This is a genomic window from Segatella copri (genome assembly GCF_026015625.1).
Classification (GTDB): Bacteria; Bacteroidota; Bacteroidia; order Bacteroidales; family Bacteroidaceae; genus Prevotella; species Prevotella copri_H.
Genome location: NZ_JAPDVG010000001.1, coordinates 1,591,420 through 1,616,496 on the forward strand (window position 1 = coordinate 1,591,420; position 25,077 = coordinate 1,616,496).

General features: G+C 46.8%; 23 protein-coding genes and 1 pseudogene. 14 read left to right on the plus strand and 10 right to left on the minus strand.

Features of this window, described 5'->3' with window-relative positions:
- Positions 1–149: 149 nt before the first annotated feature.
- The 3 genes from ONT19_RS07130 to ONT19_RS07140 all read left to right on the plus strand — a co-directional run bounded on the left by ONT19_RS07130 (position 150) and on the right by ONT19_RS07140 (position 2,821).
- Positions 150–1,403: a nucleotide sugar dehydrogenase gene (locus ONT19_RS07130; RefSeq protein ID WP_301331980.1), complete on the plus strand. Its 1,254-nt coding sequence runs from the start codon at positions 150–152 to the stop codon at positions 1,401–1,403.
- A 95-nt stretch (positions 1,404–1,498) separates the two neighbouring features.
- A complete protein-coding gene (locus tag ONT19_RS07135) occupies positions 1,499–1,966 on the plus strand; it encodes a MaoC family dehydratase (protein ID WP_006847353.1) in 468 nt (155 codons plus the stop codon).
- A gap of 3 nt (positions 1,967–1,969) precedes the next feature.
- Complete coding sequence (locus ONT19_RS07140; RefSeq protein ID WP_117728079.1) at positions 1,970–2,821, plus strand: TerB family tellurite resistance protein; 852 nt, start codon at positions 1,970–1,972, stop codon at positions 2,819–2,821.
- A gap of 300 nt (positions 2,822–3,121) precedes the next feature.
- Here the strand turns inward: ONT19_RS07140 and ONT19_RS07145 are convergent, their stop codons facing one another.
- Positions 3,122–3,949, minus strand: coding sequence for a zinc ribbon domain-containing protein (locus tag ONT19_RS07145; protein WP_117692214.1), 828 nt, complete (start codon positions 3,947–3,949; stop codon positions 3,122–3,124).
- Positions 3,950–4,015: 66 nt separating this feature from the next.
- A complete protein-coding gene (locus ONT19_RS07150) occupies positions 4,016–4,807 on the minus strand; it encodes a Nif3-like dinuclear metal center hexameric protein (RefSeq protein WP_118079310.1) in 792 nt (263 codons plus the stop codon).
- A gap of 275 nt (positions 4,808–5,082) precedes the next feature.
- Here ONT19_RS07150 and ONT19_RS07155 point away from each other — a divergent pair, with 275 nt between their 5' ends.
- The 3 genes from ONT19_RS07155 (at position 5,083) to ONT19_RS07165 (ending at position 8,121) form a co-directional block, all read left to right on the plus strand.
- Entirely contained in the window at positions 5,083–6,228 is a 1,146-nt protein-coding gene (locus ONT19_RS07155) for an agmatine deiminase family protein (RefSeq protein WP_254971490.1), read from the plus strand.
- A gap of 29 nt (positions 6,229–6,257) precedes the next feature.
- Positions 6,258–7,133 carry a carbon-nitrogen hydrolase gene (locus tag ONT19_RS07160; RefSeq protein WP_119227273.1) on the plus strand — a complete coding sequence of 292 codons (876 nt, stop codon included), beginning with the start codon at positions 6,258–6,260 and terminating at the stop codon, positions 7,131–7,133.
- 79 nt (positions 7,134–7,212) lie between these two features.
- Positions 7,213–8,121, plus strand: a complete 909-nt coding sequence (locus ONT19_RS07165) for an AEC family transporter (protein ID WP_264952850.1) — start codon at positions 7,213–7,215, stop codon at positions 8,119–8,121.
- A gap of 140 nt (positions 8,122–8,261) precedes the next feature.
- Here the strand turns inward: ONT19_RS07165 and ONT19_RS07170 are convergent, their stop codons facing one another.
- The gene (locus tag ONT19_RS07170) at positions 8,262–10,718 is read right to left on the minus strand and encodes a C10 family peptidase (RefSeq protein ID WP_264952849.1); all 2,457 of its coding nucleotides are present in this window, start codon (positions 10,716–10,718) and stop codon (positions 8,262–8,264) included.
- A 273-nt stretch (positions 10,719–10,991) separates the two neighbouring features.
- Between ONT19_RS07170 and ONT19_RS07175 the strand changes: the two genes are divergently transcribed.
- Positions 10,992–12,761, plus strand: a complete 1,770-nt coding sequence (locus ONT19_RS07175) for an outer membrane beta-barrel family protein (RefSeq protein WP_264952848.1) — start codon at positions 10,992–10,994, stop codon at positions 12,759–12,761.
- A 105-nt stretch (positions 12,762–12,866) separates the two neighbouring features.
- Positions 12,867–13,619 (plus strand): NigD1/NigD2 family lipoprotein, encoded by a 753-nt coding sequence (locus ONT19_RS07180; RefSeq protein ID WP_264952847.1) that lies wholly within the window; start codon positions 12,867–12,869, stop codon positions 13,617–13,619.
- 88 nt (positions 13,620–13,707) lie between these two features.
- Here ONT19_RS07180 and ONT19_RS07185 read toward each other — a convergent pair whose 3' ends face one another.
- Positions 13,708–13,806 (minus strand): smalltalk protein, encoded by a 99-nt coding sequence (locus tag ONT19_RS07185; protein ID WP_153113243.1) that lies wholly within the window; start codon positions 13,804–13,806, stop codon positions 13,708–13,710.
- A gap of 74 nt (positions 13,807–13,880) precedes the next feature.
- Positions 13,881–14,438, minus strand: coding sequence for an HU family DNA-binding protein (locus tag ONT19_RS07190; protein WP_264952846.1), 558 nt, complete (start codon positions 14,436–14,438; stop codon positions 13,881–13,883).
- A gap of 941 nt (positions 14,439–15,379) precedes the next feature.
- Here ONT19_RS07190 and ONT19_RS07195 point away from each other — a divergent pair.
- From ONT19_RS07195 to ONT19_RS07205, 3 genes are all read left to right on the plus strand, one after another.
- Positions 15,380–16,687 carry an ATP-binding protein gene (locus tag ONT19_RS07195; RefSeq protein ID WP_153081229.1) on the plus strand — a complete coding sequence of 436 codons (1,308 nt, stop codon included), beginning with the start codon at positions 15,380–15,382 and terminating at the stop codon, positions 16,685–16,687.
- Positions 16,688–16,857: 170 nt separating this feature from the next.
- Complete coding sequence (locus tag ONT19_RS07200; protein ID WP_264900562.1) at positions 16,858–17,325, plus strand: DUF6575 domain-containing protein; 468 nt, start codon at positions 16,858–16,860, stop codon at positions 17,323–17,325.
- A gap of 122 nt (positions 17,326–17,447) precedes the next feature.
- Entirely contained in the window at positions 17,448–17,759 is a 312-nt protein-coding gene (locus ONT19_RS07205; RefSeq protein ID WP_264952845.1) for a nucleotidyltransferase family protein, read from the plus strand.
- Between the two features lie 41 nt (positions 17,760–17,800).
- Here ONT19_RS07205 and ONT19_RS07210 read toward each other — a convergent pair whose 3' ends face one another.
- The 3 genes from ONT19_RS07210 to ONT19_RS07220 all read right to left on the minus strand — a co-directional run bounded on the left by ONT19_RS07210 (position 17,801) and on the right by ONT19_RS07220 (position 19,141).
- Complete coding sequence (locus tag ONT19_RS07210; protein WP_118192436.1) at positions 17,801–18,253, minus strand: hypothetical protein; 453 nt, start codon at positions 18,251–18,253, stop codon at positions 17,801–17,803.
- 27 nt (positions 18,254–18,280) lie between these two features.
- Positions 18,281–18,787: a very short patch repair endonuclease gene (locus ONT19_RS07215; RefSeq protein WP_264908874.1), complete on the minus strand. Its 507-nt coding sequence runs from the start codon at positions 18,785–18,787 to the stop codon at positions 18,281–18,283.
- 81 nt (positions 18,788–18,868) lie between these two features.
- Positions 18,869–19,141, minus strand: coding sequence for a hypothetical protein (locus ONT19_RS07220; RefSeq protein ID WP_153081231.1), 273 nt, complete (start codon positions 19,139–19,141; stop codon positions 18,869–18,871).
- A gap of 157 nt (positions 19,142–19,298) precedes the next feature.
- On the opposite strand from ONT19_RS07220, the gene ONT19_RS07225 reads away from it, so the two are divergent.
- Entirely contained in the window at positions 19,299–19,565 is a 267-nt protein-coding gene (locus tag ONT19_RS07225; protein ID WP_153113032.1) for a hypothetical protein, read from the plus strand.
- A 182-nt stretch (positions 19,566–19,747) separates the two neighbouring features.
- Here the strand turns inward: ONT19_RS07225 and ONT19_RS07230 are convergent.
- Positions 19,748–20,551 (minus strand): annotated as a pseudogene (locus ONT19_RS07230) (DUF1016 N-terminal domain-containing protein).
- Between the two features lie 42 nt (positions 20,552–20,593).
- Positions 20,594–20,758, minus strand: a complete 165-nt coding sequence (locus tag ONT19_RS07235; RefSeq protein ID WP_367399985.1) for a hypothetical protein — start codon at positions 20,756–20,758, stop codon at positions 20,594–20,596.
- A 722-nt stretch (positions 20,759–21,480) separates the two neighbouring features.
- On the opposite strand from ONT19_RS07235, the gene ONT19_RS07240 reads away from it, so the two are divergent.
- Positions 21,481–23,328 (plus strand): AAA family ATPase, encoded by a 1,848-nt coding sequence (locus ONT19_RS07240; protein ID WP_264952844.1) that lies wholly within the window; start codon positions 21,481–21,483, stop codon positions 23,326–23,328.
- Between the two features lie 6 nt (positions 23,329–23,334).
- Positions 23,335–25,074 (plus strand): LlaJI family restriction endonuclease, encoded by a 1,740-nt coding sequence (locus ONT19_RS07245; RefSeq protein WP_264952843.1) that lies wholly within the window; start codon positions 23,335–23,337, stop codon positions 25,072–25,074.
- The last annotated feature ends 3 nt before the right edge of the window (positions 25,075–25,077 follow it).

Consider the following 25,077-nt stretch of genomic DNA (forward strand, 5'->3'; position numbering starts at 1 on the left):
TTTTGAGCACTCCTTTTCCTCCCATCCCCTTTCTCGCGTTATTTTTTAATAAAAAACCCATTTTCATTTTGTAGTCTCCTCCTTTTGCATTATCTTTGCATCTAATATATATATATTAAGGTATAGACTGCCTAAAAGAACAGAAAGAAATGGAGAATAAAAAGATAAAAATCGCCGTAGCCGGAACAGGATATGTAGGCCTGAGCATCGCTACCCTGCTGAGCCAGCATCATGAGGTGGTGGCCGTAGACGTGATACCCGAAAAGGTAGAGCTCATCAACTCGCGCCGCTCGCCTATCCAGGACGAATACATAGAGAAATATCTGGCTGAAAAGGAACTCAACCTCAAAGCCACAACCGATGGAGAAGAAGCCTATAAGGATGCCGACTTCGTAGTGATTGCCACACCAACCAACTATGATCCGGTGAAAAACTACTTCGATACCTCGCACGTAGAAGAAGTCATCCGCCTGGTAATGCAGGTGAATCCCGATGCCATCATGGTCATCAAGAGCACCATCCCGGTAGGCTACACCGAAAGCATCCGCCAGAAGACGGGCAGCAAGAACATCATCTTCGCTCCTGAATTCCTGCGCGAGAGCAAGGCACTCTACGACAACCTCTACCCGAGCCGCATCATCGTGGGCAGACCGAATGATGACGAGCGACTGGACCAGGCAGCCCACACCTTTGCAGAACTGCTGAAAGAGGGAGCCATCAAGCAAGACATAGAAACCCTGTTCATGGGACTTACCGAGGCAGAGGCGGTGAAACTCTTCGCCAACACCTACCTCGCCCTGCGCGTGAGCTACTTCAACGAGCTGGATACCTACGCCGAAATGAAGGGCCTCGACACCAAGGCGATTATCGACGGAGTGGGTCTGGACCCTCGCATCGGCACCTTCTACAACAACCCTTCCTTCGGATACGGCGGCTACTGTCTGCCGAAAGATACCAAGCAGCTGCTCGCCAACTATGCCGATGTGCCTGAGAACCTGATTCAGGCGATTGTGGAGAGCAACCGCACCCGCAAGGATTTCATCGCCGACCGCGTGCTGAACATGGCTGGCTACTACGATTATGCCAACCAGAACAACTTCAGCGAGGAGGAAGAGAAGCCTTGCACCATCGGCGTATACCGCCTCACGATGAAGAGCAACAGCGACAACTTCCGCCAGAGCAGCATACAGGGTGTGATGAAGCGCATCAAGGCAAAGGGCGCACAGGTTATCATCTACGAACCTACGCTGAAAGACGGAACCACCTTCTTCGGAAGCCGCATCGTAAACAACCTGGATGCCTTCAAGCAGCAGAGTCAGGCCATCATCGCCAACCGGTATGACAAATGCCTGGATGATGTGGAAGAGAAGGTTTACACCCGCGATATTTTCAGAAGAGACTGATCTGAACTGAAAGTTAATAGTTAAAAGTTAACAGTTAAAAGCGGAAGACGGAATATAGGAAACAATAATATTTATAATAAAGAGAAAAATAAGAAATGGCAAAATTAGTAATCAATTCCTATGAGGAATTTGCATCTCACCTCGGTGAGAAGTTAGGAGAATCAGACTGGTTGCAGATTGACCAGGACCGTATCAACAAGTTCGCAGACGCTACACTCGACCCACAGTGGATCCACGTAGACGTAGAGCGCGCCAAGGTAGAGAGCCCTTACCACAGCACCATTGCTCACGGTTACCTCACCCTCTCAGTACTCCCATACCTCTGGCAGCAGATTATCGAGGTAAACAACCTCAAGATGCTCGTAAACTACGGCATGGACAAGATGAAGTTCGGTCAGCCAGTCATCACCGGTTCACGCGTGCGCCTGGTAGCCACTCTCCACGACATCCAGAACATCCGTGGCATCTGCAAGACCAGCATCAAGTTTGACATCGAAATAGAAGGTCAGCGCAAGCCAGCCCTCTCAGGCATCGCTTCTTTCCTCTACTATTTCAACAACTAAAAGATGGCAGCAGGTAAATGGATTGGTGGTGTGCTCGGTTTCATCACAGCCGGTCCGCTGGGAGCCCTGGCAGGCTATGCCCTCGGTTCCCTCTTTGAGCACGGACTGGATGCGGTAAACCGCGACGGCGACCACCATTACAACAACGCCTACGATGCCTACAGCGGCCAGCAGCACAACGGCCGTCAGGGCTTCGGCAACCAGGGCTACAGCCGCCAGCAGAGCTATGAAGGAGAGCGAAACTCCTTCATGTTTTCGCTGCTGGTGCTCAGCTCCTACATCATCAATGCAGATGGCAAGATCATGCATTCCGAGATGGAGCTGGTGCGCCGCTTCCTGCGTCAGAATTTCGGCGAGGCAGCCAAGCAGCAGGGCGAGGAAATCCTCCTCAAACTCTTCGAACAGCAGAAACAGATGGGCATGCAGCAGTACCGTTCGGTGATACAGGACAGCTGTCATCAGATACGTGCCAACATGATGTATGAGCAGCGCCTGCAGTTGCTCAATTTCCTCGTCATGATAGCCCAGGCCGATGGAGTTGTGAATTCTCAGGAGATTCAGGCACTCAAGGAGATGGCCATCCACATGGGTCTTTCTGCCGAGGATGTAGACCAGATGCTGAACCTGGAGAGCGGGGCTTCTTCAGCAGGCAGCCTGGATGATGCCTACCGTGTTCTGGGTATCAGTCCGGATGCATCAAACGATGAGGTGAAGGCCGCTTACCGCAAGATGGCGCTCAAGCATCATCCTGACAAGGTAGCAGCCCTAGGCGAAGATGTGCGCCGTGCAGCCGAGAAGAAATTCCAGGAAATCAACGACGCCAAAGACCGCATTTACAAGGCTAGAGGACTCTAACTGAACTTTCGCATGTGGTTCAAGTACGGGCTGAAGGCCCAAAAGCTCCTAGCCCAGGGCATCGCCCTGGGTATGATGGCAATCAGCAAGACGCCCTGTAAGGGCAAAAGCTTTATGTTTTGTCTGGAGTTTTAAAGCTTTTGCCCTTACAGGGCGACGGGTTTGCGTTCATTATTACCCAGGGCGATGCCCTGGGCTAGGAGCTTCTGCCCTTTCAGGGCGTATTGGGTAATTTAAACCGTACAGGTCGAAAAAAATAAAGGCTCGCCAAGCAATTTTGGCGAGCCTTCATTGTATCTTTTAATCTTCACCCTCAGTCTTTCTTCTGCGGATAGCGCGCTTGCGCTTTGGCTTCTCCTCTGTCTTAGGAGACTCAATCTTAACACCAGCCAATTCTGGGTCGATGAGGATACGGCCGCAATACTCACAAGGGATAATCTTCTTGTGCATCTTGATATCGAGCTGGCGCTGAGGTGGAATCTTGTTGAAGCAACCGCCACATGCATCACGCTGCACGTAAACGATACCCAAACCGTTGCGGGCACCATTACGGATGCGCTTGAAGCTCTGGAGCAAACGTGGCTCAATCTTCTTCTCGAGTTCGAATGCCTTCTCCTTCAAATTCTCCTCTTCCTCACGGGTTTCAGCCATGATTGACTCGAGCTCAGAACGCTTCATTACCAAGCCCTTCTCGCGGTCAGCCTTCTGGTCCTCAGCCTTGTGAAGGTCGTACAGGCGCTCGTTGATTGTCTGCTGCGCCTCGCGGATCTTCTTGCTGCAAAGTTCGATTTCCAGCTCCTGGAACTCGATTTCCTTGCTCAAAGTATCATACTCGCGGTTGTTGCTAACCATTTCGAGCTGCTTCTTATAACGCTCCACGCTAGCCTGAGCCTCCTCAATCTCGTGCTGCTTCTGATCAATGGCGCGGTCAAACTGCTCAATATCGGTCTGGATTTTCTCGATACGGGTGGTAAGACCAGCAATATCGTCTTCCAAATCCTGAACTTCGAGAGGCAACTCACCTCTCAACGCACGCTTTTCATCAATTGCAGACAAGGTGGTCTGAAGCTGATAGAGAGCCTTCAACTTCTCTTCCACTGTCAAATCTGTAGGATCTTTCTTTGCCATAACTTTATTTTTTTTAATGTTGAATGTTAAATGTTGAATGTTGAATGAGGCTTGCGCCCTTCCAACCTATAAATACAATATCGGATTCGTATTTATCTCCGAGATGCAGCATTTGGCATCAGGGAAATTCTCCTGGATGATACTGCGGAAGATTTCGCCCGTAAACTGCTCACTCTGATAGTGGCCGATAACGCAGATCTGAATCTCCTGCTCGTGGCCGAAATACTCGTGATAGCTCATCTCGCCCGTGATGAAGGCATCGGCACCTGCCTTGATGGCTGCGTCGAGCAAGAAAGCACCTGCTCCACCGCAGAGCGCCACCTTCCTGATAGGACGGCGAAGCAACTGGTTGCACTGCACGCACTCCACGCCAAACCGCTCCTTGAGCATCAGCACCAAGTCGTCGGCTGCCAGGTCCTCAGCCACCTCTCCGATGACGCCCTCGCCGCCCTTCACGCCGTCCACTTCCTTCTCGCCTGCAAAGAACTGCACGTTTCGCAGTCCCAGTTTCTCGGCAATCTTGAAGTTCACGCCGCCCGCAGCCGCATCCATGTTGGTATGCATCGCCACGATGGTAATATCATTCTTAATCGCCTTGCGCACGGTACGCTGCACGTAGTTCTCGTCCGAGATTCTCGCCAGTTTGCGGAATATCAGCGGATGATGACTCACGATGAGGTTACATCCCTTCTGGATGGCCTCGTCTACCACGGCTTCAGTAACGTCAAGACACAACAATGCCCCTGACATTTCTACCGCCTCTGTCAATCCAACTTGCAGGCCGGCATTATCATATCCTTCCTGCAAGGGCAGAGGCGCGTAATGTTCAAGGGCATCAACTACCTGTTTTATTTTCACGCTCCTATTCAATATTTTATTTTTAGACTGCAAAGTTACTCATTTTTCCCCGATTTTATCTCCATACAGCCCTCTGTTTAAACTTTTTTAATACAAAGTTTCGCTTTTGCGCAAAATATTTCACAAAAACAGCCGATAGTTGTAGATTTTTTATTAATTTTGCAAGCATACTTCATAAAAGCAGAACGGAGCCCGTCCCCAAGGAAAGGTTCCCGATGAAGAACAGAGTATAATAAATTGGTATAGAACATCGTATCATAAAAATAGTATAGCTTATGCATCAATCTACATTACCCTGCGATTTCGCACTCCCTGCCGAATGGGAGCCACAGAGCGCCATCATGCTCACCTGGCCACATGCCGGCACCGACTGGAAGCCGTATCTGCCTGAAATTACAGATACTTATCTCGAACTGGCAGATATCATCACGCGCTACGAGCAGCTGCTTGTGGCTACACCCGATGTGCCTGCCACCCGATACCAGCTCAAGAAAAAGCTCTCTGCCGAACAGATGAGCCGCGTGCTGCTCTACGAGGTAGAAAGCAATGATACCTGGGTGCGCGACCACGGACCCCTCACGATGGTGCTGCGCAAAAAGCAGAACACCTGGATGGTGCCTTACCGCATACTCGACTTCAAGTTCAACGGCTGGGGCGAAAAGTTCAGATGGGAGAAGGATAATGCCATCACCCTGCAACTATACTATCAGGCAGCCTTCAATGCCGATATAGAGAACCACCAGGGATTCGTGCTCGAAGGAGGCAGCATCGAGAGTGACGGAAAGGGTACACTCTTCACCACCTCGCAGTGCCTGCTGGCGCCTCACCGCAACCAGCCGCTCGACCACGACAGCATCGACCATCTGCTGCAGACTTTCTTCCAGCTCAAGCGAGTCGTCTGGCTGGATCACGGCAATCTGATAGGCGATGATACCGACGGCCACATCGACACCATCGTGAGAGTGGCTCCGCACGACACCTTATTATATGTAGGCTGCGATAATCCGGAAGATGAGCAGTATGAAGACTTCCAAGCGCTGGAGAAGCAGCTCAAGGGCCTCTTCACCTGGGAGGGATACCCTTACCGCTTGCTCAAACTGCCGATGCCCGACCCTATCTATGATGAGGGCGACTGCCTCACCACCAACCCGGAGAGCGAGGGCGACCGCCTGCCTGCCACCTATGCCAACTTCCTGATACTCAACAAGGCGGTGATTTATCCAACCTATAATCAGCCGGAAAAGGACGAGGAGGCACGCAAGCAGATTCAGCTCGCCTTCCCCGACCGCGAAATCATCGGTGTAGATTCGCAGACCATCATCCGCCAGCATGGCAGTATCCACTGCATCACCATGCAGTTGCCCGAGGGAGCCCTCAGAGACTCAAAATTCAACACTCAACACTCAACATTCAACATTTAACATTAAACATTTAACATTAAAAGTAAAAAATGAAAGTCGGTTTATTACAACTTCATAATACGGCAGATATCGCCAACAACAAGCAGCGCCTGGCAGAAGGCATCATCGACCTCGCCCATCGCGGCGCAGAGCTCATCGTGCTTCAGGAGCTTCATAACTCCCTCTATTTCTGTCAGGTAGAGGATGTTGACCTCTTCGACCTCGCAGAGCCTATTCCGGGCCCTTCAACCGATTTCTACGGCAAGCTTGCCAAGGATCTCGGCGTTGTCATCGTCACCTCCCTCTTCGAGCGCCGCGCTCCGGGGCTCTACCACAATACGGCGGTAGTGATGGAGAAGGATGGAAGCATTGCCGGAAAATACCGCAAGATGCACATCCCCGACGATCCTGCCTACTACGAGAAGTTCTATTTCACTCCGGGCGACCTCGGTTTCCACCCTATCCAGACCTCTGTAGGCAAACTCGGCGTGCTGGTTTGCTGGGACCAGTGGTATCCCGAAGCAGCCCGTCTGATGGCGCTGCAGGGAGCCGAAATGCTCATCTATCCTACCGCCATCGGCTACGCTACCTATGATACCGAGGAGGAGCAGCAGCGCCAGCGCGAGGCGTGGACTACCGTGATGCGGGGCCATGCCGTAGCCAACGGATTGCCAGTCATCGCCGTAAACCGCGTAGGTTTCGAGCCCGATCCAAGCGGTCAGACCGAGGGCATCCAGTTCTGGGGCAGCAGTTTCGTAGCCGGTCCTCAGGGCGAGCTCTACTACCGTGCCAGCGATCAGGAAGAAGAGAGCCTGGTGGTAGATATCGACCTGAAGCACAGCGAGAATGTGCGCCGCTGGTGGCCATTCCTCCGCGACCGCCGCATCGAGAACTACGGAGATATTACCAAGCGATTTATCGATTAACCCATTTTTGCCGGAAATTCCGAGAGAATATCGGGATTCCGGCATATATATATATATAAGGTATAGATTTTCAGGATAAATGGAGAATTTGGAAGTGATGGTGATACTTTTCATCATCGTGATTTTAGGTTACGTCGCCTGCAAGTTAGGATATATGGGCGACAAGTTTGACAAGAAGTTATCCAGCATGGTGGTAGATATCACCTGCCCCCTGCTGGTGCTCTCGTCAGTAATGGGCGATGAGCTGCCCGACCGCACGCTCATTCTTCCCCTCCTGGGCGTAGGTTTTCTTACCTACATCCTTTTGCTGGTATTCGGTTTCTGGGTGCCGCGTCTCATCACGCGCAATCATGATGACCAGGGCATGATAGGTTTTGCGCTGATGTTTGCCAACGTAGGTTTCATCGGCTACCCTATTGTTTCAAGCATATTCGGTCCGAAGGCCATTTTTTATGCCGCGCTGCTCAACATGCCGAACACCTTTTTTATTTTTACGGCAGGTGTCATGCTCATCAAGGGCGAGTACAGCATCAAGCTGTTCAATCCTAAGGTGCTGTTTTCTCCGGCTCTTCTGGGTGCCTTTGTTGCCGCCCTCCTGGTAGCTTTCGGGGTACATACGCCTGATATCATTGCGCGTCCGGTAACGATGGTGGGCAACATTACGGTTCCTGCAGCCCTGATGATTATCGGTTCCTCGATGGCCAAGTTGCCGGTGAAGGAGATTATCGGCAGTCCGAAGGTATACCTCTCCTCGTTCTTGCGTCTTGTGGTAGTACCTCTGAGTATTTATTTCCTGTTCAAGGTATGTGGTGTAAGCGATCAGGTCAACGACATCAATACGGTTGTCATTGCGATGCCCGTAGCGAGTTTCGGCACGATGTTCTGTCTGAAATACGGCCGCAATCCTTCTCTCATCACCGAGATGACGTTCATCACCACGGTTGGCAGCATCATCACCATCCCGCTCATCACCCTCCTCTTTTCGTAATGCAGGAAGGGTGAAACGCCTGGCGTACTTACGTATCTTACTGCAAAAAAAAATCCCCTGATGCCACAGAGAGCACCAGGGGATTCTTATCTTTTAATTGTAATAATCAACACTCAACATTCAACACTCAACATTCAACATTACTTAACGCTGATCTTCTTTCCATTCTGGATATAGATACCCCTAGATGGAACATTTTGTATTCTGCGGCCGTTCAGGTCATAAATCGCCTTATTGCCAGTCTCCTTATCCAATGTTACTGAATGGATGCCGGTAGGCTCCAGGTCCTCTACCACATTATCGAAGTATACTATCCAGTTCTGGGTATACTGATGAGCCTCATACTTTGCCTTGCTGCCCGGATAGAGATGCAGCGTGCGATACAACCGACTGCTCTTGTTGGCAAATACACACCAGCTTATCCAGTAAGGAGCCTCCTTATGACGCATATATACATCCGTCAATTCGAAGCAGGAATTGAATGTATTGCGGCCGAACTCCTCTATCGTCTCAGGCAAATCAATTTCCTTCAGATTGGTAGACATGAAGGCGTTGAAGCCTAACTCCCTGACACCGGCTGGCATCTTGAAATGCTCCAGATAAGTGTTGCCATCAAATGCATAATCAGGAACCATATCAGCCTTGTAGCCATCATAAGCCACCACCTTGGCACCGCTCAAGTCGATGCTCTTGAAATAATGACTTGCCAGCTCATCAAAGTCGCGCTTGTCAATCTCGCCGTTCACCTTGATATTTCTGTATACAAAATAGTCAGGATTTCCGTTGGCAAGTGCTTGCTTCAGCGTTCCAGCCCCCATCAGGTTGATTGTAGTATCCTTTTCCTGATAGTTGCGATAAGTCTTAACCTCAAGGGTATAAACCGGTTCAATACCTCTGAAAGAATTCGGCTGGTCAGTACCCAAATTGATATCATTAACCAGTTCGCCATTCAATTCAACGCAACAGTTCGCAATGCCTGCATCTAACGTCAGATAATAACAGTAATAGGCACCGATAACAGGTTTGCCATTATAGAAATTGGTGGAAGGATTATACCACGTTTCTGCTTGCTTAATCGTTGCACCTTCTCCCACTTTCGTTCTGATTTCATATGTACGAGGCACATATCCGGTTGCCGGCAGACGCAATCTCTCGAAGTTCGAATCATACAGCTCTATATATTCCGAAGAGCCTTTTTCCTTTGCCACAATAGCCAGATAATCACCCGGTTCTGCATCCACTGTACTCACAAAATTGAAAGACGGAGACGAATAATAATAACCAGGGTCTAAATCATCAACAGTCAGAGGGATGGATGTTACGATTTTCCGCATCTCGCCCTTCGCATTCATCAGCGCTACGTCTACTTCTCCGGTAAACGGCTGGTCTCCCGTATTACCGATTGGCGCACAGAAGATGCCAACCTTCTGCCCCTTCTTCACATCGGTGATATTCATATTCAGTATATGAAACCTACCTACATTTGTCATGAATCCCATGCCAGAGATTTTCTCCGTACCATCAGAAGGTTCCATGCCGAATACTGCCGATTGACCTACATTATACTTATCGCCCTCTGGTTTTCCGTTGCTTTCCGGATTCAGGGCTCCTATCTGGTAGAAACCGTCACAATAGCCTCCCCAGCCCCAGTTTACGCTGAAGCTTTCGTCCTTGTATCCATCAATTACGAAGGCATGACCGCCTCTAGCTGGGTCAGAAGCAGCATAGAGCACAGGGCGGTTGGCATCAATCTCCTCGCGCAGTCTGCCGTTCCATGCCTCAGCACCCACATCTTCTATTGCCATCAGATGCGAAAGTTTGCTGTAGCCGTAGTACTTCTGCAGGGCGGTTACCAGGTTGCCGATATACGCACCGCTTCCGTCCTTATTATACTGCATCTCCACTGCCACACCGAGGTCTGCCATCAGTCTTGCTACGCCGTCGAAAGCGGCATCGTTGGTGCCGTCATATATAGCAGGCATGCTTGCCCAGTCGTAGGTATGCTCGAAATTGGCAGTCAGGGTCTTGCCGTTCCAGGTATAGGAATGGCTTCCGGTACCCTTGGCAGGATAGCCGTGGTGCTTCATCACGATGGCTCCAGCCGTTGCCACACAGCCTGTTACATAGTTGTTTGGCGTATACTTATTGAATGGAGCCATCTGGTTCCATTCTGCGGTATTGAGCAGTTTTTCGCCTGTAAAACCGGCTCTTGTAGCAGTCTGGTTCGCTACATAATTGTCGCCCAGCGCCGCAATCTGCCGCTCATAGCTCTTCAGCAGATCCTTCAGTCCGTCAGGCAGATTTTCTGCATCAAATGATCCCGTTGAGGTATAGCCCAAGACTGGTGTTACGGCATCATCACCAGCGATAATGACGAATCCGCCGGCATCGTTGTTAAATACATAGTAAGCATCCGATGGCGATGCAGTAGTAGCCGTGCGGCTCTTCGCCTTCGCCTTCTGCGGCATCTGCTTTCCCCAGAAACTGTAGGCCTGTTGCTGAGCCTGCCATTGTGTGATTCGCTTGGCTTGCAGAGGAGAGTATCCCAGCGCCAGCAACAATACCAATAGAAATTGAATGTGTAATAGTCGCTTCATAAGTTCTTATCTTTTTTAAGGGTTATTATATAAGTATAGTTCTTAGAAAATTCTTTGTTCTTTTGCAAAGATAATGTTTTTTTTAATACCACGCAAGTTTTATGCCCTCTTTTTTTGCCCCGTTCTCCACTTTTTTACGCAATGACACCTTTTTTACGCATTGAACGATAAAAAAATCTCCATTTTTTCGTTATTCCCCGATTTTTGCCTTATCTTTGCAAATAGATTTGGCACAAAGAAATCCTTTTTACCAATAATATAAATTAGAAGAAAATGAAGATAAACAACAGTACGAAGAAAAGCCTGCTCATCATCGCACTCGCGATGGCCAGCACTACTTACCAGACACAGGCCGCCCCGATAGAACATATCGGCGACAGATACATCATGCATATTCCAGAAATGGAACTCACAGGCGAAGAATCACTCCTCGATGTGCTCATGATGTGCCCGGAAGTCATCTCGCTCGACGGCAACAACATCATCGGCGGAGATCCATTCGCCAACCTCTACGGCAAGTTCGTCATCCGTATCGACAACCAGGAATACGGACTCGATTACGCCACCTTCCTCCACCATTTCAAGGCTCGGGAGATAGAAACCATCAAGGTGTGCCAGAACGCCGAAGTGATGAAGGGATGCAGCAGTCTGAAGAAAGTCATCGACATCACACTGCGAAAGAAGGAGAACGGAACCACCGGCAGATGGGGACTCTTCGGTGATACCTACGGCGGCGCAAAAGGCATCGTCAGCGTCATCAGCCAGCAGGATAAACTCCGTGTGCTCAGTCATGTAGAAGGCAACTTCCAGCGCACCTCCAGCAGCGATAAGGATGCCTACCAGGGCATCTCAAGCACCACCATGAACCACTACTCCCACGAGGGTGCCAAGCTCAATCTGCTCTGGACGCCTACGGCGAAGGATGTGCTCGAAATAGATGCGATGCAGACCTATACCCGCAACCATTTCACCCACACCCCAGCCGATTACGTGCGCGCCTATCATCTGCAGGCTGACTATACCCGCACGCTCGCCGACAACGGCTCCAGCATCCTCTTTACCCTCGGTGCCGAGCATATCAGCGACAACGGCCGCACGCTGGAAGAAACCCAGACTGCGCCCTATCAGAACCACTCTACCTACCCCTTCATGGTGGTAGAATACGCCACTCCGGTCGTCACCTCCAATCTCTGGATTACGGCAGGTTTCGAGGGCGGTCTCTCCATCGAGAAGAACTGCATCGCCGGTTACACCAACCATTCCAACTATCAGGATTTCTACGCCCAGCTGGATTACAACATCGGCAAGTGGGGATTCATGGCAGGCGACCGCTTCCGCATCATCAACTTCCGTCCTAAGCAGATTGCGCCGGAAGAGCACTGGAAGCATACCACGCGCAACCATATCTACTCGGCGAGTGCCTATTACAGCTTCACGCCGGGTCATACCCTGCAGGCCACCTACTGCCGCCGCATCTTCAATCCCGAGTTTGGCGATTTCGTTACCGCGGGCGATATGGAGGGCGCCTGGCAGCCGGTTTATACCGCCGATATCGTCAACAGCATGGCGAATGTGGTAGAGCTCAAGCATACCTACAGCCGTCCTGCCTTCGTGCTCAGCACCTCGGTGAAGAACATCCACCAGCACCTGTTCAGTGCCACTCACGACAATACGCTCGGCATCGGCTCCACCGCCTTCTGGCATAAGGGCATCCTTCGCCTCACAGCCGGAGTCAACTACTTCTGGCAGCGCAGCGAAACCCCTTCAGAGGAGGCTCAGCAGCGCAATGCAGAGTATAATCATTTTGCCGTATTCAAGTTGGCACCGCAGCTCACAATGGCCGATGGCTGGCGCTTTACGGGCAATCTCATCTGGTGTACCCGCCGCCGCAGCGATGCCTACACCCCGGCTAATCTCTATGCCGAGGTAGGGGTGTACAAGAATCTGGGCAAGCACTGGACGCTCGAAGGCCGCTTCCACGATATGGCGAGCCAGCACTTCGGCAACCGCGCTGCCACCATCGGCTGCACGTATTATTTTTAATTGAGCTTTTAACAATCTTTTTCTAAATCAGAAGCAAGATTTCTGTTCCTTTCTTATTTTATTATCAGAAAGAAGAAAATTTTAAAAAAGAAAGGAACATTATATATGAGAAAAATTGATTTCAAGAAGATCGGGCTGGCAGCGATGATGCTCCTGTCGGCCCTCACATTCCAGTCGTGCGATAACGATAACGATACCGATTGGGACCGCGTTTTCCCTAACGCACTGGTAACCGTGAAGAAGAGTGGTGATGCCTGCTATCTGCAGCTCGACGACAACACCACGCTGCTCGCCAAGAACCTGAAACCTACCATCTTTGACGGTAAGGAGGTTCGCGCCCTGGTCAACTACACGCAGACCTCGGAGAAGAGCGAGAAGTATAACCAGGTGATTCACGTCAACTGGATAGACAGCATCCTGACCAAGAAGCCAGTTCCATCGCTCGGTTCTGATACCGAGAACCGCGAGAAGTATGGCGACGACATGGTCGACATCGTGCGCGACTGGGTAACGGTGGCAGAAGATGGCTATCTCACCCTCCGTTTCCGTGCTCTCTGGGGCGGTCAGAAGGTGCATTACATCAACCTCGTTACGGGTGTGAATCCAGAGAATCCTTACGAGGTAGAGCTGCGCCACAATGTTAATGGCGACCCTCAGAACTACTGGCGAGATGCCCTCGTAGCGTTCAACCTGAACGGAGTCGTGCCTGATACCGAAGGCAAGACGGTGAAGCTCACCATCCGCTGGCGTTCCAGCAAGGGCTACAAGAAGGTAGCTTTCGACTACTGTTCGCGCAAGCCTATCAGCAGCCCGAAGATGCTCGAAGGATACAGCCAGGCAGGAAGAGATATCCGATAAACGAAGAAAAAGCAGATAAAAGCAAAAGCCCCGATGCATGATGCATCGGGGCTTTTTTTTACCTTTTTACTTTTTTACCTTTTTACCTTTAAAAGCTGCTGCAGCTTGTTACACCGAGGGTGGTAGCGATGGCTGTAAGGAAGGAGATTGCAATCTGCAAAATTGTTTTCCAGGTACTTGCTTTCATAATGTCTAATTTTTAATGTTGAATGTTGAATGTTGAATGTTGACTTGGTTGGGGGTTGCCCTCAGGCGAGGGCTTTATTCAAGCCCGTCGCCGCCTTCCTGAGAGCCGCCGCCTGGCTGCGTACCGCCGCCGGTAGTTCCGGAGCCGCCCTGGCTGGTGTCGCCGCCTTGTTCAGTGCCGCCCGAGGTACCACCAGAGGTGCCACCCTCGTCGGTGCCGGTATAGCCGCCGTACTCCTGAATCTTGCACTTCTTGCGCAGCTCAGAGTTGCTCCAGCTTTTTGTGTTTCTCACAATCAGGTGTACACCCTCTACGCTGGCAGCCGTTACCTTCTCCTTGGTATCCTCCGCCTTCGAAGTCATACCGATGGAGAACAGACCGAGATCAGAGAGACGCACACTCTTACCGTCGAGAATCAACTCCTGCAGATGGTCGAGTGCATCCATCAGCACACCGTGGATAGTACCTCGGGAGTAAGGCGAACCGTGGTCGGAGATATGGGATACGAATCCCTCGAAATCCACCTCGCGGTCGGTTACCGCAGTGGCATACCACTTTTTCTTACCTGCGTTCTCGCCGCTCTGTGGTGTACGCTGCAACTTACGATACTTCAATGTTCCTTTCTGTTCCATGATCTTAAATTATTAAAGGGTTAATATTAATGTTGAATGCTTCTTTTTAATGTTGAATGTTGAATGTTGAATGTTGACTTGGTGGGGTGCGCAAGTTTTTGCCCACACGCCCTGAAAGGGCAGAAGCTCCTAGCCCAGGGCATCGCCCTGGGTAATTACGGACGCCCCCTGTCGCCCTGTAAGGGCAAAAGCTTTAAAATTTGTGATTGCCTTTCTTCGAACGACGATGCAAAGGTACGGCAATTTTCTGATACTACCAAATTTCACCCTGCAGAGTTATGTTAAACGAATTTAACACTTCGGGCGTATCCGGTTAATCTTGCCAACTCATAATTTATCGTGCGAGAAAACTATGTGATGTAAAAAGTTTCTCTATGCTTTCTCATCCCGAAAACAGCAGGAAGCAAGAAATCCATCATCACCCACCGAACCCATTTCCACCACCAAAGTGTGACAGTTGTGACAGTTGTGACAGTTGTGACAGTTTTCAGCGCCTACCCCCACCTCCCTCTCTTTAGAGGTAACTTATAATATATATAAATATATATATATTATAAGTTAAATATAATAATAACAATTTGAAAGCAGCCCGAGTTCATATACCCCTCCCCTGAAAACTGTCACAACTGTCACAACTGTCACAACTGTAACGCCTCTCTTCTTCTTCTCCCTTCATCCTATTTTGTAAAGAAAAGAGAAATCATCCTACCCCCCTGGAGGTTATTAGGGAGATTCGCTCATGCCCATAGGGGGTGCTGCTGAGTAGTTACTTCATTTTTCATCCTTTAAAATCAGTTAAAAAATAGGTGTTCCCCATAAAATGTGCAAAAACATGATAGGATTCCCTCATAAAATGTGTATATTTGCAGCGTTATTCCCTCATAAAATGTGGGGTAATAGATGATTATTCCCTCATAAAATGTGATTTTAAGCTACGGATTATGGAAAGATTAGCTATCAATGAACTTCTGAAATGGAAGAATAAACAATATCGTAAACCTCTTATTATAGAGGGCGCCAGACAGGTGGGAAAGACTTGGCTGGTGAAGGAGTTTGCCCGCCAGAATTACAAGCAGCTGGCATATGTGAACTTTGAAGAGATGAAGATCCTGCAGAATCTATTTGAACAGGATTTCAGTATTCCTAGAATTCTTACAGCTATTGGGGCTGCAACGAATGTAACCTGCACAGAGGGCGAAACGCTGATATTCCTGGATGAGATTCAGGCTGCCCCTCATGCTGTTACTTCTCTCAAATATTTTGCAGAGAATGCGCCGGGCTATCATGTCATAGCTGCAGGTTCTCTTCTGGGTATCGAACTGCATCAGGGGGAATCTTTTCCTGTGGGTAAGGTGGATTTTCTCTCTCTGTATCCAATGAACTTTATCGAGTTCGTGATGGCTATGGGGGAGAAGAATCTGGCGCAGCTGCTTCAGACGAAGGATTGGAATATGATAACGATGTTTGCTCCCAAGTTTCAGGAACTCTTGAAGTATTATTACTACGTGGGAGGCATGCCTGAAGCCGTATTGAGCTTTAGCCAGAATCGTGACTGGAAAGAGGTGAGAACCATACAGAAGGACATTCTGAACAGTTATCAGAGAGATATGTCGAAGCATGCTCCATCGGAGATTATTCCCCGTATTACTGATTTGTGGAAATCCTTGCCCGCCCAGTTGAGCAAGGAAAACAGGAAGTTTATCTATGGAGTGGTGCGCGAGGGGGCAAGAGCCCGGGAGTATGAGTTGGCCTTGCAGTGGCTGCTGGATGCCGGACTGATATATAAGGTATATAATGTGAAGGCTCCCCGACTGCCGCTTGCCAGTTATGAAGACCGGGCGGCCTTCAAGATCTTTGTCCTGGATGTCGGGCTTCTAGGTGCGATGTCTAATCTCAAGGCTGCGACAATAGTGGCTGGCAACAGTATTTTTACAGAGTTTAAAGGGGCATTGACGGAACAGTATGTTTTGCAGCAGCTAATTCTCAGGTATGAACCGTATTATTATGCCAAGACCAACAGTACTCAGGAGATTGATTTTCTGCTCCAGGATGAGGAGGATGAGATTGTTCCGCTGGAGGTGAAAGCCGAGACGAATGTCAAGGCAAAGAGCCTGCGCCAGTTTGTTGCAGACAACCAGTCAAAGAAGGCCTATCGCATCTCCATGAATGATTATCTGCAGGAAGATTGGGTTACTAACGTACCGCTCTATGCGGTAAATGGTCTCGAATTTTATTCGATACAAAATTAATCTTTCTCACGAAAACACAAAAGAAATCCCCCAAAAACTTGCAGAAAAGAGAAATATTTCTTATTTTTGCAGCAGATTTAAAATATAAAAAGATGGGAATATATAAGTATCTGAACTTTCGCATGTGGGGAACTTAACTCCAAAACATTTAAACTAGAGGAGGGAAAATTATGAAAACAATAAAAGGTATTTGCATAAAGAAGCGCAACTTCGACAAATTCAAGAAAGTGGCCGATCTTATATATTTCGATGGACCATTGTTGTCACACTACGTTACCAACAAGGGTGACAACTATCTCTTCTATTGGATAGACCAAGATGATACAAACAATCGTTGGATGTTCATCAGAACCGATTACGACAATATACAAAAGTACACGAATAAAAAGCAAACATTGCGTAACGTATTAAGTTCGCCATTAGACGACATAGTATATACTGTCGATATTGATGAAGAAGGCAATCATCACAACTTCCAGACCCACTCCATAGAAGATCTTCCAGAGGATTATCTCCCTACCGAAGATTCTTATTATGAATTTGAGCCAGAAGATGTGAACAAAGAGAACTTATCCATAGCAGAAATGAGCGGCAAGAAACTCGACTGGTTCCGCAAGGTCTGTGCAGCGGTACTTTAGATACCTTGCCCCACACGGGCTGAAGGCCCAGAAGCTCCTAGCCCAGGGTAACACCCTGGGTATAAGCGCAATCCGCCTTGCGCCCTGTAAGGGCAAAAGCCTTTAAAAAAAGGATATTAAGAATGAAAACAAGAGAAGAATACATAACCCTCATCACATCTCATGCCGAAAAACTGCAAAACACCTTCGGCATCACCTCCCTGCGCCTCTTTGGTTCTGTAGCAAGAAACCAGCACCATGATGGCAGCGATGTGGATATCTATGTAGAAATGCCCCCTAAGTTTTTTCTAGTAGTCCGCCTGAAGGTATACTTGGAAGAACTTTTAGACAGCCCTGTAGATATTATCCGGAAGCACCAACACCTCAATCCCTTCCTACTCAAGGAAGTTGAGAGAGATGGGATTGAAGTGATAGCAAACAGAAATGAGCGGTAAGAAACTCGACAGGTTCCGCAAGGTCTGCGCATCGGTACACTTTATTCCTCCTCGTCTCTACGCCTCCTATGCCACTTGTAGTCATTGTACAATACCCACAAACCGCCTCCCCCAAAGAAGAGACAGCCCACTATTCCCACTACCTGACAATATGTTTCAGATGGAATTTTTCTTGATACTTTTGGATGAAGAAACATATTGATGCCACCACACACAAAAATCAGACACAACAGGTAAAACTTAATTTTAATCGATATTTTCTTCCTATAAAAAAGAAAACAAACCAAAGAAAGACCTACCATTAACACTAAAATTAATGAAGACATTCTCCCGAAAGTAAATTCTTCATGCCTCAATAACCTAAGGCATAGCGTAAATATGGAAGCAGTAACCAATACAAGACCAACTGCATAACCTATCCAAATCACTTTTCGATTATCTTTAGAATCGAAAAGTGAACCCACGCTCTTCCAATATTTATCCATATCTTTCATAAACCTTATTCCCAATAATAGTAGTTACTAATCACGACGCCTTGGTTCCGGCTCCGCCACCATTTCCGGCTCTTCTTCCGGCAATTCATATCTTCTGATATGATGATCTTCCAGATAGATATGGTTCAGCGTAAAGGCGAGCGACTCCAGCGTTTTCTCCCTTACCGCCGGCTTCAGTTCACATTCCCATATCACGATGGTATGCCATCCCATTTCAGCCAGCCGGTGCAGCACCTCATGGTCCCTCTCCCGGTTCCTCCTGATCTTCTCCATCCAGAACCCGGTGTTCGATTTCGGCACCACATAATACTTGCACCCCTCGTGTCCGTGCCAGAAGCATCCGTTCACCAGAATACAGGTGCGATATTTCCTCAGCACGATGTCCGGCTTGCCCGGCAACCGCGGGTGATTGAGCCGATACCTGAATCCCCTACTCCACAGAAATTTCCTGACAAGAATCTCCGGTTTGGTATCCCTGCCCCTTATTGCCGCCATATTGTTGTGGCGCTGTTCTATGGTCAAACGATCCGACATACTCTTTATTTACAAAGACTTCTTTTAACGTAACTTAGAAACAAAAACGAGGTCACTCTTACCAATAACCTCGTTCAAATATTAGTTGAGTTTTAAAATATCCTCCTTGGCAAGCCCTGTATATCTTGCGATTTTATCAATAGGCTCGTTTTCCATCAGCATATTCTTAGCTACTTCAATTTTAGCCTCTATGATAGCTCCTTTATAAGCTGCAATATGGTCACGCATCACCTTGATTGCATCATCATATTTCTCTTGATCTTCCTTGCAGAGTGCAGTAATGTCCTCTATCGCAGCAAGTTTCTGGAAGAGTTCATTTTCTGCCAAAGAAGGTATTTTGTCCAATATACTCATATTATTTAATTCTATTAGAAGAAACAATTCTTATATCAATTAACACCATTCATTGGCAAAATTAATCTTTTCTCATGAAAACACAAAAGAAAAAGCCCAAAAACTTGCAGAAAAGAGAAATATTGCTTATTTTTGCAGCAAATAAAAAGAAAGAACGATGGCAAAGGAAAATATAAGCTTAAATGTTCCGCAAGCTGCGGACGATTTCAAGATGCTTTTTCCCATTCCTTGGGATCATCATCGCCGTATCATCGATAAATGTAAGGGCGATATGGACAAAGCCCTGTTCTTCGTAAGAAAGACTTGGGAGAACAATTGGGGACGTGACGCTCTTCTCAACTGGTTGATACCGACCTTTATGAGCGTGACGGCAAAGCCATCACAAACTTCCAATCCACGCTCCCTGCTGTGCAGAGTGACTTAGCGCAACAGATAACAAAAGACCCTTATCAGATCATACAAGGAACCGATGGGAATATCAGAATATCAACTATCCAAACTCTTTCCGAAAGACTTTAAGTCTTCTATGCCGACTAAAAGGTTCGACCACTTTAAAGCGGATTTGCAATCCGCAGCCGTAGGCTTTTCATATTGATATCTTACGTATCAATCCTTAGTCTCCTTTATATCAGAAAGCGTTGCTTCAATATCTTCGATTGTAGGCAACTGGCTTTGTATGTTTTCAGGCATGAGCTTAGACAACTGATATTCGGAGATGCCTATTGTTACATTTTGGGTAAGTCCTTGCTCCAATTCTCGCTCCCGATACTCACCGTCAAGTGTGAGGAAATCGAAATTATAAGGGTCTTTCAATGTTTGTGCTGCTAATTCGCTTTGAGAATCCGCCAGCAGCTTGTTAAAGTTATTCACAGCCTTTCCCTGTCGCTCATACAGATTAGTGTCAAGGAAATTAAGCAGAACAGCACGACTCCAACCATTTTCTACGGTCTTATTCAGATAGAACACAGCACGGTTAACATCCTTACATTGCGATATGATATACAGATGATGCCCCCAAGGAACGGAGAAGAATACGTCCTCGTTTATTTGGGCAACAGGTTGTTGCCCATGTCCTTTTTGTAATTGTGCAACAACTTGTTGCACAATTATATTTCCTTGATTATAAAAGAGATACTATTGCCTAATGTATTGTAGATTCCTGTATGAAAGCCCTTTCATATCTGGAAACTCCGCCATAAGTTCACGGCTCAATTCTTTGAGCCAGCCATCGCCCCAAGATGCAGATTTCTGCTTTTCACAGATGTCTGCACCCATACGCCAATAAAGGCGGAGCAATTCTGTGTTAACCTTGATTGCCGCCTTAACCTGTGCATGGCGTATATCTTTCTTCAACTGCGAAACCCAACTTTTGAACTCGCTGTTTCCTGCCAATGTCATATTTCCTGCCATATTCTATGTCTTTTTTAATGATCGATTTGAGCATTTCCGTATTCACTTTGGCAAATCCATATTATTGATTTCGTCAAGTCTTTTCTGGTCAAGCACGCCCGAATCCCAAAGTTCATTCAGAGATTCATCCATTTTCTTTGAATAATAAGAATACAACAATTCCTTCAATTCTTCCAAACCTTGCTGAGAATCATCTACTTGAAACATTTGCAAGAGGTGTACTTGTTACTATTCAATACCGTTGCTGCCATAACCTTTACATTAAAACGTTCTACATTTTTCTGCAAATTTACATTTTTCCTTTGAAAACACAAAAGAAAAAGCCCAAAAACTTGCAGAAAAGAGAAATATTTCATATATTTACAGAAGAAAAGCTGCACTCGGCAATTTGAAAGCAGCTTTCATTGCGCTCGTTTGCATTTTCTTTGCAGAAGAAAAGCTGCACTCGGCAATTTGAAAGCAGCTTTCATTGTGCTCGTTTGCATTACAAACATTTTAAATTATATAATTATGTTAGGAACTGAACTTCCGCATGTGGTTCAGGCACGGGCTGAAGGCCCAGAAGCTCCTAGCCCAGGGTAACACCCTGGGTATAAGCGTAATCCACCTTGCGCTCTGTAAGGGCAAAAGCCTTTTTAAAAAGGATATTAAGAATGAAAACAAGGGAAGGCAAGAAAACAGCACCACGATGGCAGCGATGTAGATATCTATGTGGAAATGCCCCCTAAGTTTTTCCTGATAGTCCGTCTGAAAGCATACCTTGAAGCCCTTCTATGTAAGGGCGGAAGTTTTGAGAAAAAGCCTAAAAATTTGCAGAAAAATATACCTAATCTTACTTTATATCATACATTTATCAAAATAATCGAATTAATACTTGGTCATTTCACCGAAAAGTTGTACTTTTGCCTAAATTTCAATAAAGAAACAACATGGAAGATTACGATAAACTTATGGTTGGCGACCAATCAACAGACGGGCGCATTATAATTGCTGATAAAGACAGACTTTGCTATCTGGTAAAATCAGGGAGCAAAGGCAGTTTTAGTATTCGTACCATATCCAAGCAATTGCTGGGAGAATTTATAGACTACTATAGAAAGAATCCCAACAAAAAGGCTGAGGATGCCAGAGTAGAACTCAAAGAACTGTCTGACATTGATAAATATGAATATGGCTACAACGCTACGTTGACAGCAATGGCTAAGATGGTTCTTGACCCAAAGAACGAACTCGTCAGAAAAGGGAATCCAGCAGAATCTTCTCGTGCAGAAAACCATTTGCTTAAGACTACAGGCCTTCAGCAGATTTACTATGGTGCTCCTGGCACAGGTAAATCAAAGACCATCAAGGACTTGACTTTCGGAGAGAGCGTGATTCGTACTACATTTCATCCCGACTCAGATTACGCCTCTTTTGTAGGTACTTATAAACCTATTACAGAAGAAGTTGATCTCCGAGATTGCTATGGCAAAAAGGTCATCGACGACGATACAAAGGAAGTCGTAAAGGAAGAAAGAATTGCCTACAAGTTCATTCCTCAGGCTTTTCTCGAAGCCTATGTTGAAGCGTGGAAGAAACTAGGCTCCAGCAAAAAGCAATTTCTCATTATCGAGGAAATAAACCGAGGCAATTGTGCCCAAATCTTTGGTGATCTGTTCCAATTGCTCGACCGCAACGAATATGGTTTTTCTGATTATCCTATCGTTGCAGATAAGGATATGCAGAAGTATCTCGAAAAGGAATTTGAAGGATGGGAGATTACGAATAAAGACGAAATCAACCAGCTCTATGGCGAAGCCAATATGGTAAACCTCATCATGAAGGGAGAGCGCCTTGTTCTGCCTTCAAACCTCTATATTTGGGCTACAATGAACACCAGCGACCAGAGTCTCTTCCCTATCGACTCTGCCTTTAAACGCCGCTGGGATTGGAAGTATGTACCTATTCGCGAAGGTCGTGACAAAGAAACCAATGCTCATCTCAACTGGTACATCAACACGGGAGATAAGCAGTACAAATGGTGGTCATTTATCAAAAAGGTTAACGACCTGATTGGCTCACTTACCAATTCAGAAGACAAGAAACTCGGCTATTTCTTCTGCAAGGCAAAGGATGGCGAAATCGATGCCGATTTATTCGTAAGCAAGGTTATCTTCTATCTCTGGAATGATGTGTTTAAAGACTATGGTTTCGATGATAAGGACTTTCAGGATGAAGAAGGCAAGATTCTGTCTTTCGATAGATTCTATGAGGATAAGAACGGCAAAACTAACGTTGATATAGCTATCGTTGAGCAGTTCTTGGAGAATTTGGGAGTAGAGGAATACATTTCAGAAGAAGAGGATTCTGATGATTCATACGAAAACGAATCAGATTTGGAACTTAACAATAATACCAATAGCAATCAGCGTTCATACGACAAGACGAAATATCGAGTTAATGGAAGCAGCGAACTCCTAAATAAGAAAGAAATGGCTCTTGCTGTAATAGAATATCTGGTTAATAATAAGAAAGAGACATATTCTGAAATTTTAGCAGATATAACCAGATTTATCAATCCGAAGAAGACTGATAGAATAGTTATTAAAGTGGAGGACTATCCTCAATGGAAAGAGAAACATAAAAATGACACTGGTAAACGTTGGAACTTCGATCATCCTTTAACAACAATAGATAACGTCGAATTTTATTTTACAACACAATGGGGCATAGATAATATCGATCTTATTATTGAATTAGCAAAATCAAAAGGATGTACTGTTGAATCCGTAGAATAACATAACATGAGAATCCTCATAGAAGAACATCAGTATCAGGCTGAACAGATTAGGGATGTCCTGCACGGCATTGACGCCATGCAGGACATTGATGGTAACGTCAGCATCAATTACGTTGGGTATTACTACAATACCCAGCTCAACGATTGCGTCTTTATTTTGCCGAAAGTACTGCTCGAAGATACACCTGAGGGCGAAAGAGTATTCGGCAAATACGCCCCGGAAACCATCGTCAACCTGAACCAGAACAACCCACTCTCTCAACAGGAGAAAGACTTCATCTATGAGTTCTCTGTCTGGATTTACCGCACCATCGAGGTTTACAACAATACCACCAGAAACGGCATTGTCTATCACCAGAAAATAGCGTGCCTCGGTAAAAGTAACAGACAAATCAACAACACATTCCTCGATATTCTGCTGGCCCTCATCGACTTCAACAAGCATAACCAGGATTTCATCTTCTTCATCCTGAAGAACATCCATTCCGGTTACAACCGCATTCATTGGTCAAAGACCATAGCCACCACGAGTGCCATCATCAGCAAAAACAGCCCTGTTTATACCCATCCTGTCAATAGGAAAAAGCAGATTAATTTTGATGAAGAACTCTTGATTATCTTCTATTCCATCCTGAATTATATCAGCGAAAGATACGGCTTCGCCAATCATATCAACTGCAATTTCCAGCTGATAACAGGCTATCGTTTCAAGACCTATCTGGATGGATTAGGGAAGACTAGGCTGCTCCAGATTAAGTATAAATACTTCTCAGACAAGGCTTTACACCTCTGGCAACTATGCTACGATTTCTTTGATAATGCCAAGCGCATGAACATCCAGCAGGAACACAAAGAGTATCTTCTGGTTAAGAGTTTCAATATCGTTTTCGAGGCCATTATTGATGAACTTCTAGGCGAGAAGAACATTCCAGCCGGACTGAAAGAACAGGCTGACGGCAAGCGCATAGACCATCTGTACAGCTACCAGAACCTGATTACAACAAGAAATCAGGAGCCAGTTTATTACATCGGAGACAGCAAGTATTACAAGTTAGGTCATTCCATCGGCAAAGAATCTGTGTATAAGCAGTTTACGTATGCCAGAAACCTCATCCAGTGGAACCTGAACCTCTTTATGAACGACGATAAGGACGATGAAGAACTGCAATACGACAAGCGTAACTTCGGCAACGTACCCAAGCTTCGCGATGACCTGACGGAAGGCTACAACATCATTCCGAACTTCTTCATCAGCGCAAAGATGGCAGAGAATCTCTCTTTCTCAGACCAGATTTCGTCAACCGACAGGGAAAAGAAGTGCTTCAACACCCAGCATTTCAACGACCGCCTGTTCGACCGCGACACCCTTCTCGTCTTCCACTACGATGTCAACTTCCTCTATGTAGTATCTCTGTATGCCCGTCATAACGAGCACCAGAAATTCGCCTGGAAAAACCGGGTTCGCAAGATGTTCCGTGATGAAATCCAGAAGATGCTGGACGAAAGATACGACTTCTATCGCCTCACGCCGAAAGAAGATACGCAAGTAGAAGAATTCGTCAGCCAGAATTTCAGAAAGCTTATCGGCAAGATATTCTCACCAACGAAATTCAATGATTATCTGATACTTGCGCTCGAGAAAGAAGACTCCAACGAGGAGCAGAAAGAAGCTATCATAAACGATGTTAAGGAGAAATTCTATATAGAGGGATTTGCCTTATCAACTAACAGCAAGATTGACTAGCGT